14 protein-coding genes are annotated in these 12268 nt (G+C 66.1%); 1 reads left to right on the plus strand and 13 read right to left on the minus strand.

Going from position 1 to position 12268, the window contains the following annotated elements:
• The first annotated feature begins 20 nt into the window (after positions 1 to 20).
• Entirely contained in the window at positions 21 to 455 is a 435-nt protein-coding gene (locus JFU57_RS15765; RefSeq protein ID WP_201129978.1) for a MarR family transcriptional regulator, read from the plus strand.
• A 105-nt stretch (positions 456 to 560) separates the two neighbouring features.
• Here JFU57_RS15765 and gspM read toward each other — a convergent pair whose 3' ends face one another.
• The 13 genes from gspM to gbpA all read right to left on the minus strand — a co-directional run bounded on the left by gspM (position 561) and on the right by gbpA (position 12024).
• A complete protein-coding gene (gene gspM / locus JFU57_RS15770; protein ID WP_201129980.1) occupies positions 561 to 1007 on the minus strand; it encodes a type II secretion system protein GspM in 447 nt (148 codons plus the stop codon).
• Between the two features lie 2 nt (positions 1008 to 1009).
• Positions 1010 to 2089, minus strand: a complete 1080-nt coding sequence (gspL, locus tag JFU57_RS15775) for a type II secretion system protein GspL (protein ID WP_201129981.1) — start codon at positions 2087 to 2089, stop codon at positions 1010 to 1012.
• Between the two features lie 6 nt (positions 2090 to 2095).
• On the minus strand, positions 2096 to 2974 hold the full coding sequence (gspK, locus tag JFU57_RS15780; RefSeq protein ID WP_342032568.1) for a type II secretion system minor pseudopilin GspK: 879 nt from the start codon (positions 2972 to 2974) through the stop codon (positions 2096 to 2098).
• Entirely contained in the window at positions 2967 to 3566 is a 600-nt protein-coding gene (gene gspJ, locus JFU57_RS15785) for a type II secretion system minor pseudopilin GspJ (protein ID WP_201129982.1), read from the minus strand. The genes gspK and gspJ overlap by 8 nt, the downstream gene beginning before the upstream one ends.
• On the minus strand, positions 3563 to 3931 hold the full coding sequence (gene gspI / locus JFU57_RS15790) for a type II secretion system minor pseudopilin GspI (protein WP_078473920.1): 369 nt from the start codon (positions 3929 to 3931) through the stop codon (positions 3563 to 3565). The genes gspJ and gspI overlap by 4 nt, the downstream gene beginning before the upstream one ends.
• A complete protein-coding gene (gspH, locus tag JFU57_RS15795) occupies positions 3918 to 4400 on the minus strand; it encodes a type II secretion system minor pseudopilin GspH (RefSeq protein ID WP_078473921.1) in 483 nt (160 codons plus the stop codon). Before gspH ends, gspI begins: the two co-directional genes overlap by 14 nt.
• Before the next feature lies 1 nt (position 4401).
• Complete coding sequence (gene gspG, locus JFU57_RS15800; RefSeq protein WP_078473922.1) at positions 4402 to 4836, minus strand: type II secretion system major pseudopilin GspG; 435 nt, start codon at positions 4834 to 4836, stop codon at positions 4402 to 4404.
• Between the two features lie 15 nt (positions 4837 to 4851).
• On the minus strand, positions 4852 to 6069 hold the full coding sequence (gene gspF / locus JFU57_RS15805) for a type II secretion system inner membrane protein GspF (protein WP_078473923.1): 1218 nt from the start codon (positions 6067 to 6069) through the stop codon (positions 4852 to 4854).
• Positions 6070 to 6071: 2 nt separating this feature from the next.
• On the minus strand, positions 6072 to 7544 hold the full coding sequence (gene gspE, locus JFU57_RS15810; protein WP_201129983.1) for a type II secretion system ATPase GspE: 1473 nt from the start codon (positions 7542 to 7544) through the stop codon (positions 6072 to 6074).
• Entirely contained in the window at positions 7541 to 9448 is a 1908-nt protein-coding gene (gspD, locus tag JFU57_RS15815; protein ID WP_201129984.1) for a type II secretion system secretin GspD, read from the minus strand. Before gspD ends, gspE begins: the two co-directional genes overlap by 4 nt.
• The gene (locus tag JFU57_RS15820) at positions 9445 to 9963 is read right to left on the minus strand and encodes a type II secretion system protein N (protein ID WP_201129985.1); all 519 of its coding nucleotides are present in this window, start codon (positions 9961 to 9963) and stop codon (positions 9445 to 9447) included. The genes gspD and JFU57_RS15820 overlap by 4 nt, the downstream gene beginning before the upstream one ends.
• Positions 9960 to 10475, minus strand: coding sequence for a cytochrome b (locus tag JFU57_RS15825; protein WP_201129986.1), 516 nt, complete (start codon positions 10473 to 10475; stop codon positions 9960 to 9962). The genes JFU57_RS15820 and JFU57_RS15825 overlap by 4 nt, the downstream gene beginning before the upstream one ends.
• A gap of 64 nt (positions 10476 to 10539) precedes the next feature.
• Positions 10540 to 12024: an N-acetylglucosamine-binding protein GbpA gene (gene gbpA / locus JFU57_RS15830; protein WP_201129987.1), complete on the minus strand. Its 1485-nt coding sequence runs from the start codon at positions 12022 to 12024 to the stop codon at positions 10540 to 10542.
• Between the last annotated feature and the right edge of the window lie 244 nt (positions 12025 to 12268).

Below are 12268 nucleotides of genomic sequence, written 5' to 3' on the forward strand. Positions count from 1 at the left end.
AGTCTAATCATGAGTTTTTTATGCCGTTAACCGATCAACACCGTTTTGGCATGCAGTTGGCGCAGATGTCCCGTGGCTGGCGTGCTGAACTGGACCGGCGTCTGGCCGGGCTGGGCCTGTCCCAGGCGCGCTGGCTGGTATTGCTGCACCTGGCCCGCTTCGAAGAAGCCCCGACCCAGCGCGAACTGGCCCAGAGTGTGGGCGTTGAGGGCCCGACCCTGGCCCGTTTGCTCGACAGCCTGGAAACCCAGGGGCTGGTGCAGCGCCAGTCGGTGCTGGAAGATCGCCGGGCGAAAAAGATCGTGCTGTGCGCCCCGGCCCGCCCACTGATCGAGCAGATCGAAACCATCGCCAATGCCCTGCGCCAAGAGCTGTTTGTGGGTGTTGAAGAAGAGGACCTGCGGGTCTGCATGCGCGTCCATGGCCACATCCTGGCCAACCTGGAAAAGTCCTGACCCCGGGCCTTTCCTTCCGTCCCTGATTTCAGTCGCCCCCGTGGACCTCCCGCTCTTGCGGGGTCCACGGGTGTTGGCGTGTGCCTGCATTCGGGGGACTTCGGTCTATTTGACCTCCAGCACCAGCCGCGCCCGGACCTGGGCCTGCGGATTGACTTCAAGGTTCGCCGAACTCACCTCCACTCCTTGCTCGCCCAGGTGCTGCAGCCAGGGCAAGAGGTCGGCCAATGCGCCATCGAGGCTGAGGTTGACCCGGCCCTGCTGCTCGTTATCCAGACGCTCCAGGTTCAGCTTGGCCTCGGCGCTGGTGCGCGCCAGCAAACCCGGCAAGGCGTCTGCATCGATCGCCACTCCCGGCTGGCTGCCGCCGCTGGCCGGCAGGCGTTGCAAGTCGGCGGCCAGTTGCAGCTCGTCCCGGTAGTGACGTTCGGCGTTCTGCAAGGCCAGGCGCTGTGGCTGCCACAGCAACGTCCAGATCAATACCGCGCCGAGGAACAGGGCCAACAGCGCCAGGGCTCGGCGTTCACGTGGGGGCAAATTGCGAAAGGGCATGTTCATTCCTTGATCTGCAAGCGGGCGCTGACCACTTGGCCGTCGCGGGCGGTGGAATCGGCCTGCACTGCAAGGCCGGCCCGGGTCAGCCCCTCGCGCAGGCGCTCGAGGTCGGCGAAGGCCGGGGTGATCACGCGCAAGGTCCAGCCTTCGCCCTGTAGATAGTCGAGCCGGTCGACCCGGGCCAGGGCGCCGCCGCTGTTGCCCCAGTGTCGGGCCAGAGTGTCCAGGCGCCGCGCCATGTCCTGTTGCGGCGCCTGGTCTTGTTGCAGTCGAGCCTGGACCTGGCGCTTGAGGTCGATGACCCGCGGCTCGTCAGGCACCCGCAGCTGCCAGGTGTCGAGGTTGGCCAGATGCAATTCGGCACTGCGCTGCTCAAGCACCAGCCGGTGGCCGATATCCTGTGCCAGGCTGGCGCCACAGCCCAGCACCAACAGCATGGTCAGGGCTCGCCAGGGCAGGCGGTGCTGGCTGCCGAGGGCAAATTCGCCCTGGCGCAGGTCGATGGCCTGTTGCGCGCCCTCGGCCAGCAGTGGCCAGGGCGAGTCTGTGCAGCGTTGCAGGTCCTCTGGCAACAATGCGGCCAGGGTTTGCAGTTCCTCTTCGACCAGGGCCGAGGGATGCTCCGCCGCGCCGCCCAGCAGCCAGCGATCGGCGCAGTACACGGCCCGTGGCTGCTCGCCCGGGATACAGTCGGCATCGATATGAATTCGCTTCGGCACCAGGCCTTTGTCGGCCAGTCGCGCCAACAGCGACTGCAGCCAGTCGCGGCGCAGCACCCATAGCCGGCAATGACGCCGCTGGCGCAACGGCCCCTGGGCCAGGTGCAGTGAGTCAAGGTCATCCAGCAGTTTTTCTTCCAGTGCCGAATGGATCGCCTGGCGCAGCCAGCGGCCGCTGCGGGGCGGGACGTCGATGCGGTGATGGCTGGCGGCTTCGGCGGGCAACAGCAGGAGCAGCGGCTGGCCAGCCAGAGCCTGAGCCGCCTGATCCAGGTCGCCCTGGACCACGGGGCCATAGCCGCGCCACCAGGTCAGGGGCGCGTCATCGGCCAGGGAAGAAAGATGGAGCAAGGCGTGCACGGGGGGTTACTCCGAAAGGGGACGGTCGGGGGCGACCAGTTGGCGACGCAGCACCTGGACCTGGGCGTCGCTGGCGGTGTGCAGGTCGCTCACCAGGCGCAGGCGGCGTTCGCCCAGGGCTACATCGAGGGTCGCGCGAAAGTTGTGACTGCTGACGGCCAGCCCCGCGCCATTGACCTGGCGGCCTTGCAACTGCGGCTGATCAAGAAACGCCTGCACGCTCTTGTAGCCGTTCGCTGGACGTTGTTGCACCAGGCTGCGGGCGATGCCGCTGTCCAGGCTTTCGAGGGTGGCCAGCAGTTCGGCGCTGGCGGTATTGATGTTCAACGGCGCCTTGCCGGTGGTCGCGACCCAGGGTTGCAGGCGCTGCCAGCCCGCCGCGTCCAGCGCCGGCAGGCGCCGCAACTCGCTGCTGTCGGCAAAGGGCTGGAGCTTGTGGTCGTAGCCCAAGGGCGCGGGCAGGTTTGCCGGGTCATGGGGCGTCAGGCCGAGCTGGACCAGCAGGCGCTGGTAACGGGCACGATTCAGGTCGTCGTCGCGATTGCGCAGGCGATCGAGGTTGAAGCGCGCGCCCAGGTCTTCGAGGCGGATGCGGATGCGCCCGTCCTCGATCTCGAATTCGCCGACGCTCTTGGCCCAGTGCTGGCCCAAGTGCACCCGGAGCTTGCCGTCTTCAGTGCCCAGGTCGCGACGCAATTGCTCGCGGGCCCAGGCCTCGCCGCTCAGGGCCAACTGCCAGAGTTGCTGTTGTTGCAACTGGTTGGCGCTGCTGGCCACGCTCAGGCGCTGGCGGGCGAGCATGTCGCTGATGATCAGGGTCACCAGGGCGGTGATCAGCAATACGCTGATCAGCGCCACGCCCCGTTGCCGGCGCGGGCTATGCACCGGCGTTGCCCTGGAAGCCCGGAAGCAGGATGACCCGGCGCATATCCGGGTAGCCGGGGGCGTCGAGTTCGATCTCTATCGCCTGCGGCAGGCTCAGCGGCAGGCCCAGGGCCGGCCAGGCCGAGTGCGCGGCACCGCTGGCATCGATGTAGCGCAGATGCTTGAGCTGCACGCCGTCGAGCAGGCGCTGCTGGCGCACCTCCCCGGGCCGTGGTGCTTGCCCGGTAGGGCTGTGGTAGTCGCGCAGCCACTGGCCATTTTCCCAGCGATGGCTGACTTGCAGCACATCGCTGCGGGCCTGGTCCAGCGGGTTGCTCCAGCCACCCCGAACCAGGCGCAGGTTGTCGGCGCGACCGATCAGCGCCTGGCGGCGGCTGAGGTCATCGTCGAGCGGATGGACGATGGCTTGCGTCAGGTCGCGCTCGAAGATCCCCAGGGCCCGTTGCAGGCTGCGCAATTGCCGTTCGTGCTGCTCGATGCGCCGCTCACTGTGCAGCACCCGCTCCAGCAATTGGTAACAGGCCAGGCCCAGCAGGCTGAAGAGGGCCATCGCGATCAGGACTTCGAGCAGGGTAAAGCCGCGCTGATTCATGGCCGTGCCTCGATAAACCCGCTGAGCAGGGCCCGGCGCACGGGCTTGGAGCCGACCACCGACACTTCCAGGCTGACCTTGCGCAAGCTCGGGTCCGGCGCGCTGGCCACCCGGCTGTCGAGCAGCCATTGGCGGCCGCCGAAGTCCAGCCGATCCTGCTCCTGGCCGGTGGCGAGCGAGCGCATGCCGGCGCGCAGCTCATTCATCCGGTTGTCCGCCAGCCAATGGGCCAGGCTGCGTTCGGCAAGCCCGGCACTGTTGCCGGCGATGTGCTGGGCAGCGCTGTAGAGGGCCACCGACAGGGTGGCGAAAATGCTCAGGGCGACCATCACTTCCAGCAAGGTAAAACCTTCACAGCGTTTCAATGCGCACCTCTTCCAGGCCGTCGCTGTGCAGCGAGAGCACCGGGGTCAGGCGCTGTTCCAGGCGCAGGGTGAAAGGCGAGATTTCATCGTTGGACAGCACCAGCAACTGCGGCACTGTTCCGCTGGGCGCAGAGGCGGGATCGAGCAGCTCGACCTCTACTTGCAGTTGCAGGCGGAGGTCGGCCGGCAGCTGTTGCTCGCGGTACTGCAAGGCGGGCTGCCAGCGGCCGTCGTTGGCACGCAGCAGCACCGAGTAGCGGTCTTCGTCCAGGCGCAGCCCGTAGTCGCGGTGGTTGAGCAGGGCATCGGCGCGCAGCAGCCCGATCAGGCTGCGCAGGCGCTCGGCTTCGCGCCGTGCCTGCTGGCCGCTGTCGACCTGGGCCAGCCCGGTAAGGCCGGCCAGCAGGCCGACGATCAAGATCACCACCAGCACCTCGAGCAGGGTGAAGCCCCGGGCTGCGCGTTGCACGTCAGAGGTCCCAGTTGCCGATGTCGGCGTTCAGGCCTTCGCCACCGGCACGGCCGTCGGCACCGAAGGAGAACAGGTCATAGGCATTCGCCCGGCTGCCCGGGGCCAGGTACTGGTAGGGGTTGCCCCAGGGGTCGACCGGCAGGCGCTTGAGGTAGCCGTCGGCATTCCAGTTGCGCGCTGGCGGGGTGCCCGAGGGTTTGCTGACCAGCGCTTCGAGGCCTTGCTGGGTGCTGGGGTAGTTGTGGTTGTCGAGCTTGTAGATGTCCAGGGCCATGGCGATGGCCTTGATGTCGCTCTGCGCCGCGGTGGCCTTGGCCTGGTCCGGGCGGCTCATGATCTGCGGCACCACCAGGGCGGCGAGGACCCCGAGGATCACCACCACCACCATGATTTCGATCAGGGTAAAACCCCGTTGCTTGTGTCGCTTGTGCATGCGCGTTCCTGTGTATCAGGTGATGAGTTGGTTGAGGCTGAGGATCGGCATCAGGATCGCCAGCACGATCAGCAGCACGCTGGCGCCCATGAACACCAGCATCACCGGCTCGAACAGGCCCACCAGCATGGCAATGCGGTTGGCCAGCTGCGCTTCCTGCTGGTGCGCGGCGCGGTCGAGCATGGCGTCCAGCTCGCCGGAGCGTTCGCCGCTGGCGATCATGTACAGCATCATCGGCGGGAAATGGCCGCTGTGTTCCAGGGCCCGAGTCAGGCCGCTACCTTCGCGCACGGCTTGGGCGACGTCTTTCAGACAGGTACGAATCTGCTGGTTGGCCACCACCTCGGCGGCGATCTCCAGGGCGTCCACCAGGGGCACGCCGCTGCGTCCGAGAATCGCCAGGGTGCTGACAAAACGCGTGCAGTTGCTGGCGCGGATCACCCGGCCGATCAATGGCAGGCGCAGTTGCACCTGGTGCCAGCGCAGGCGCGCTGCCGGTTTTTGCAGGGCCAGGCGCGCCAAGCCAAGCCCGCCGGCCAGCACCAGCAACATCAACAGGCCGTAGTCGCGCAGCACGCCGCTGGCAGCGATCAGGCCCCGGGTCAGCACCGGCAGCTGCTGGCCGCTGTCGATAAACACCTTGACCACGTCCGGCACCACGAACCCCAGGAGGAAACCGACGATGCTGAAGGCCGCCACCATCAGGATGCTCGGGTACAGCATGGCCAGCTGGATCTGCTGCTGCGCGGCCTGACGCGCCTCGGTGTAGTCGGCCAGTTGCAACAGCACCTGGCCCAGGTGCCCGGCGCGCTCGCCGGCGGCCACCGTGGCTCGGTACAGCGCCGGGAACGCCCGGGGGAATTCGCCCATGGCGCGGGCCAGGCTGTGGCCTTCGAGGACCCGCGCGCGAATCGCCAGGACCATGCTCTGCTGGGCGCTTTTTTCGCACTGGGCGGCCACGGCGGCCAGCACTTCTTCCAGTGGCAGGGAGGCTTGCACCAGGGTTGCGAACTGGCGCGTCAGCAAGGCCAGTTGCGCCGGGCTCAGGCTGCGCCGGGAGGCTGCCGTCGAGCCCGGGCCGCGTTCCTGGTTGCCGCGCGCCGGCTTGATCTGCAGCGGGATCAGGTTGCGTTCGCGCAGCAACTGGCGAGCCTGGCGCAGGCTCTCGGCCTCCTGCACGCCGCGGGTTTTGCGCCCGGCATTGCACATGGCGAGGTATTCGAAGGCCGCCATGGTCAATCCTCTTGGGTCACGCGCAGCAGTTCTTCAAGGCTGGTGCTGCCTTGCAGCACCTTGTCGCGGCCATCGGCGAACAGGCTTGGGCCATGGGCGCGGGCGTGGCGGCTGAGTTCGGCTTCGCCGGCGCCCTGGTGCACCAGTTGGCGCAGCTCTTCGTCGAACAGCACCAGTTCGTAGATGCCCTGGCGTCCGCGATAACCGCTGTGCTGGCAGGCCGCGCAGCCGGGGGCGTGATACAGCAGGGGCGGGGCCAGGGGATCGAGTTCGAGCCGGGCGCAGGCGCTGGCATCGGCCGGCGCGGCGACTTTGCATTCGACGCACAGCACCCGCACCAGGCGCTGGGCCAGCACCCCGAGCAGGGAAGTGCAGAGCAGGAACGGCTCGACGCCCATGTCCACCAGGCGCGTCACCGCGCCCACCGCGCTGTTGGTGTGCAGGGTCGACAGCACCAGGTGCCCGGTGAGGGAGGCCTGTACGGCGATTTCCGCGGTCTCGCGGTCGCGGATTTCGCCGACCATCACCACGTCCGGGTCCTGGCGCAAAATCGCCCGCAGGCCACGGGCGAAGGTCATGTCGACCTTGGTGTTGACCTGGGTCTGGCCGATGCCCGGCAGGTGGTACTCCACCGGGTCTTCGATGGTCAGGATATTGCGCGACAAGGTGTTGAGGCTGGCCAGGCCGGCGTACAGCGTGGTGGTCTTGCCCGAGCCGGTGGGCCCGGTCACCAGCAGGATGCCGTGGGGCCGCGACAGTGCGCCTTCCAGGCGTCGGCGGCTGGCATCGGCCATGCCCAGGCGCCCGAGCTCGAGGCGCCCGGCCTGTTTATCCAGCAAGCGCATCACCACCCGTTCGCCATAGGCCGAGGGCAGGGTCGAGACCCGCACATCGACTTCATGGCCACCGATCCGCAGGGCGATCCGGCCGTCCTGGGGGATGCGTTTTTCGGCGATGTCCAGGCGCGCCATGACCTTGATCCGCGACACCAGCAGCCCCGCCAGTTCGCGCCGTGGGCGCAGAACTTCACGCAGCAGGCCATCGACCCGCAGGCGCACCGACAGGTGTTGCTCGAAGGTTTCCAGGTGGATGTCCGAGGCCTTGGCCTTGACCGCCTCGCCGAGGATGGCGTTGATCAGGCGGATGATCGGCGCATCGTCTTCCTGCTCCAGCAGGTCGGTGGTTTGCGGCAGGTGTTCGGCCAGGCTGGCGAGGTCGTCCTGGTCGGCGATCTGGTCGCCCAGGCCCTCGGCCATTTGCATCGCATCGTCCTGGCCATCGCGGTAGTGCTCGGCCAGGCGCAGGGCGAAGGCCTCGGCGCCGAGTACCTGGCTGCGCGGCGGTGCGCCGTGACGGCGGCGTACTTCGGCCAGCACCGACAGCGGGGTGTCGCTGCGGCACAGCAGTTGGCCGGCCTCCAGCAGCACGCCGTGGCGCCGGGCAAAACTGAAGGGCAGGCGTGGGGCCTGGGTCATCGTTGCGGCTCGCTGCGCATGTCGATCACGGTGCCTTGCGGGGCGGCCTCGAACATCTGCCGTGGGTCATTGGGCAGGCGCAGGCTGTTGGTGCTGCCGTCCAGCGCCCGCAGTTGGCGCAGGTTCTCGTACTTGCGCTGGCCGAGGTGGGTGTTGTCATTGCTGGTGCGCAGCAGGGTCGGACGCAGGAACACCATCAGGTTGGTCTTTTCAGTGACCTCGCGGCTGCTGCTGAACAGCCGGCCAATCAGCGGGATGCTGCCCAGTACCGGAACCTTGCTGACCTGGGTCTTGACGTTGTCCTTGATCAGGCCGCCGAGCACGATGATCTGCCCATCGTCGGCGAGGATGGTGCTTTTCACCGAGCGCTTGTTGGTGATCACGTCACTGGTGCTGATGCCGGCGGGGGCGGCGGCCAGCTCGGAGCTTTCCTGCTCGACTTGCAGGCGCAGGGTGTTGCCTTCGTTGATATGGGGCGTGACCTTGAGGGTGATGCCCACGTCCTTGCGCTCCACGGTGGTGAAAGGGTTACTCGCGCCAGCGCTGTCGGTGGTGTAGGAACCGGTCTGGAATGGCACGTTCTGCCCCACCAGGATCTCCGCGGCTTCGTTGTCCAGGGTCAGCAGGCTGGGGGTGGACAGCAGGTTGTTGTTGGAGTCGCTGGACAGCGCGGTGACCAGGGCGCCGAAGTTGCGGCTGCCCAGGCCAATGATCGCGCCGTCGGGCAGGGTCGGGCGCTTGTCGCCTTCGAGGTTGCCCAGCAGGCTGCCGATGGCCAGGCCGCTGGCGGGGAAGTTGGTGCCGCCGGTGACGTTGCCGGCACGTGCGGCCCACTGCACGCCGAGGGCCTCGCTGATGTCGCCGCTGACTTCGACGATGGCCGCTTCCACCAGGACTTGAGCGCGCGGGCGGTCGAGCTCGGCGATGACTTTGTCGAGCATGTTCAGTTGCGCCGGCTCCGCCATCAGCACCAGGGCGTTCTGACTCTGGTCGGCGCTGACCAGGATCGATTTGCCCTGGGTGGCGCCGTCCTTGCCGCCACGGCCGCCTTCGATGCGCTTGCCGACGTCATTGAGCAGCTCGGCCAGTTTCGTCGCATCGCTGTGGCGCAGGCGCACCACGCGGGTGCCATCGTCAGCGTTGCCGGCGACGTCCAGGGTCTTGGCCAGGCGTTCCATCTGCTGGCGAGCGGGCAACGGGCCGATCAGGATCAGGCGGTTGCTGCGGGCGTCGCCAATGGCCTTGGCGGTGTTATTGCCGCTGTTGTTCTGCGCCACGCTTTCGCTCAGGACCTTGGCCACGTCGACTGCCCAGGCGTGTTTCAGGTTGAGGGTGGTCACCGCCTTGTGCCCGGCGGCGTCGAGGTCACGCACTACCTGGCGGATGCGCTCGACGTTGTTGGCGCTGTCGGTGATGACCAGGGCATTGGAGCTGGCCGAGGGCGCCAGATACGCGTCTGGCGCCACCAGCGGCCGGACCACGGTCGCCACTTCACTGGCGGTGGCGTTGTACAGCGGCAGCACCTGGGTGATGAACATATCGCCGACCGCGATTTTGCTGCCGACGGCCTTGGTCTTGGCTTCGCTGACCGGCACGATCAACACCCGGTCGCCCTGGTCGAGGGCGGCAAACCCCTGGCTGCGCAGCACGGTGAGGAACAGCGAGTAGATGCCCTCGCGGTCCATGGCCGAGGCCGACTGTACCGTGACCTTGCCGCTCATGCGCGGGTCCAGGACCATGGTCTTGCCGGTGATTTCGCCGACTTCGCTGACCAGGTCCTGCAGCTCGGCGTCCTTCATGTTCAAGGTCCACTGGCGCTTGGCCTCGGCGGCGGCCAGAGTCGGCAAGGGTGAAAGCAGGGTGCCGAGCATCAGCACGGCACCGGTGATCTGGGACAGTTTCATGGTTGTATCTCTGCAAGGGGGGGTAAAGCGGGCTCTGCTGTGGGGGTCAGCAGGCGCGCGGAATGACTGGGGAAAGCAAGGGTTTGCAGGCGACCGCCCTGGAGCACCACGACGTGGTCCGGGCTGATCGCGCTGAGGCTGGCGCCGCCGGGCAGGCGGTCGCCGATGCTGTAGAACGCGGCGCCACCAGGGGCGCGGATCAGCGCCCGCGAATCTTCGCTGTGCGGTGCGGCAAGGCTGGCCAGCAGCGTCAGCGGCACGGCGTAGGCGCTGGCCTGGGTCTCGGGCGGGACGGCGCCGAACAGGCTGGCGATGCCGTTCGGGTCCAGCGCTGGCAGCGGCTGGGCGGTCGGTGCCGGGGCCGCGTCGCCGGCGGTCTGCGCGGGCAACTGCTGGATGAAGTCCCAACTGCCCAGGGCAAGCCAGGCACACAATGCACAGGCGCTGGCGGGCAGCAGGCCTTGGCTCAGTGGCAGCCGGGCCAGCAGGGCATGCACCGCGTTGAGGCTGATCAAGGCAGCATCCGCTGCAGCACGCCGTGGCCACGCCACTGGTGCAGCACCACTGCGCCGACATGCCCCAGTACCAACAGGGCCAGGACCACGCAGCAAGCGCGGTGCACCTGGTTGAAAAACTCCAGCAGCAGCGGTTCTTCAAGGGGCTGGGGCAAGGTCAGCAGACCAAAGAAATCGATGGGCCGGTTCATCATCAAGACGCCGGTCACCAGCACCAAGGCGGTGGCGATGTACAGCGCCAGGTGGCCGAGTTTGGCCAGCACCTGGCTGGCGGCGCCGATCATGGACGGCTCCGGTGGCGCCGGGTGGGCCACGGAAAAAAACAGACGCAGCGCAAACAGCGGTATCAGCAACGCAGTCAGCGAGACGTTGATAAAGGTGATGCCGCTCTCGATCGCGTGCGGCATCTCCAGCAACGCGACGGCAAAGCCACTGACCGAGGCCCAGATAATGATCAGGGCCGAGCACCAGTGCAGCAGCCGACGCGGCTGGGAATAGTTATGAGCGGACATGGGGGTATTCCTGAACGAAAAGAGCGTGACGCCAGGCGTCACGCTCGTGTTGCAGCCTTATGAATTACTTGACCAGGTCCCAGGCTTGACCCCATGCCCAGCCCTTGCCAGGTGCGTAGGCATTGCCGGACGAGTTCTTGCACCAGCCGGAGAATGGATGCGGTTTGCACTGGTAAATCTTGCCGTCAGAGGCCAGTACTTTGGTGCCGGCTTTGTAGTCGTTCTCGCCATCCGGGAATACGAAGTCATAGCCCCCACCGACCGCTGGGTCCTTGAGTTTGAAGCTGTGGGTCTGCTGCAGCAGCTCGCCTTTGTCGGCCTTGGCCACGACCACCAGGTCGTAGTCACCGGCAGTGACGTCCTTCAGTGCCATGGTGAAATGCGCAGTGTTTTCCCCGGCAGGGGCCTGCTGGTAAGCGATGTTCTCGCCCTTGGCATTGAACACGGAAGCGTCAATGGTGTACTTGCCACCTTGAGCGATAGCGTTGAAGTGCAGGTCGGCGGCGCCGTTATTCAAGGTGTAGTCAGCAGCCAGGCCGGTCAGGTTCAGGGTGCCTGGCAGAGCCGGTTGATCTTTATCGATCATGACCTTTGTCACGTCGCTCTTGGCAGTGATGTAGATGCCGTTGGCGTCGTAGCTAGGCACGACTTTATCGCCGGCACCAATCTTGCCCATCTGGTAGCCGGCGTTGGCTTTGTTGGCTTTTTCGGCCAGCAGGAATGGCCAGGTTTTGGCCTGAGCCTGTTCGACGGTGTTGATTTCCAGCACGGTCTGACGGCTGGTCTGTTCACCAGCAGCGGTGAACACGCGGGTCATGACTTTGTCGCCAATTTGCAGCTGTTCAGGCTGCACGGAGCCGATCTGGCTCCATTGGGAAACAGGAGCGCCGTCGTTATCGATATTGACGTCGACCACCTGGTAGAAGGTAGCGGGGGTGTCACCGACACGCCAGGTAGCGAGGATGACGTGATAGCCCGAGCGGTCAGCCGGAATGTTGACTTGGTGCTTGGTCGGCTCGGAGAGGGACGGAATCTTGTGGTGGCCTTCTTCGTGCAGCAGCGGGGTCAGCTCGAAGGAATCGCGGGTCAGTGGCTCGTTCGGGTTCCAGTTTTTCTTGGTGATGTAGAACTGGCGATAGGCGGCCGGGTGCGCAGCGGTGTACTTCCAGCGGAACTCGTTCATGCCCGGCTTGATGGTGGTCTTGGCCCAGCGATCGGCTTTCTGCTCATTCAATAGATCGAAGGATTGCAGGCCGCCGCTAGGGATTTTACCGTCAGCTGGGCCGCATTTGCTGAAGTCTTCAGCGCAGTACCTGCCGGTGTGGTGATACTGAGCACCTTCTGCGTACTCCATACTCTGTGGTTCAAATTCGGCGGCGCCGCATCCGTCGTGGAGTTTGCCGCCGTTTGCATTGCACATGAATGCGCGGGATTTCGGGCTTTCAATGTAGCCGTGGGCGAAGGCTTGCTGCGAAGCCAGGGTGGCCAGGCCAATGGCCATGGCCAGGGGTAGTTTGCGCAGGGCGCTTGCACGTTTGCTATGAATCATGGTGAATCCTTGATGGCTTTCTAATTGGTTATAGAGCCGTCAAGGGCGGGTACGTATGGGGTGCTGAGCCCGCCTTTGAAGGCCTGGGCAGGATGCCCGCGGGGGTGAGAGGCGCCCATGGGACGAGTACGAGAGTCGGGTGCGGGGGACTTTTACGGGAGCCATCCAATGGGGCGGCAGCCCCGAGGGTGCGCGCCGGAGCATGACGTGAATGGCCAGGTCGAACAGGCCCGCGTCGAGGCGG

Source organism: Pseudomonas sp. TH07 (genome assembly GCF_016651285.1).
Classification (GTDB): Bacteria; Pseudomonadota; Gammaproteobacteria; order Pseudomonadales; family Pseudomonadaceae; genus Aquipseudomonas.

Bases quoted from the DNA above. Each gene is read 5' to 3' on its own strand.
- gbpA (WP_201129987.1), bottom strand. From the start codon at position 12,024: ATGATTCATAGCAAACGTGCAAGCGCCCTGCGCAAACTACCCCTGGCC.
- gspD (WP_201129984.1), bottom strand. From the start codon at position 9,448: ATGAAACTGTCCCAGATCACCGGTGCCGTGCTGATGCTCGGCACCCTG.
- gspE (WP_201129983.1), bottom strand. From the start codon at position 7,544: ATGACCCAGGCCCCACGCCTGCCCTTCAGTTTTGCCCGGCGCCACGGC.
- gspM (WP_201129980.1), bottom strand. From the start codon at position 1,007: ATGCCCTTTCGCAATTTGCCCCCACGTGAACGCCGAGCCCTGGCGCTG.
- JFU57_RS15765 (WP_201129978.1), top strand. From the start codon at position 21: ATGCCGTTAACCGATCAACACCGTTTTGGCATGCAGTTGGCGCAGATG.
- gspG (WP_078473922.1), bottom strand. From the start codon at position 4,836: ATGCACAAGCGACACAAGCAACGGGGTTTTACCCTGATCGAAATCATG.
- JFU57_RS15825 (WP_201129986.1), bottom strand. From the start codon at position 10,475: ATGTCCGCTCATAACTATTCCCAGCCGCGTCGGCTGCTGCACTGGTGC.
- gspF (WP_078473923.1), bottom strand. From the start codon at position 6,069: ATGGCGGCCTTCGAATACCTCGCCATGTGCAATGCCGGGCGCAAAACC.
- gspJ (WP_201129982.1), bottom strand. From the start codon at position 3,566: ATGAATCAGCGCGGCTTTACCCTGCTCGAAGTCCTGATCGCGATGGCC.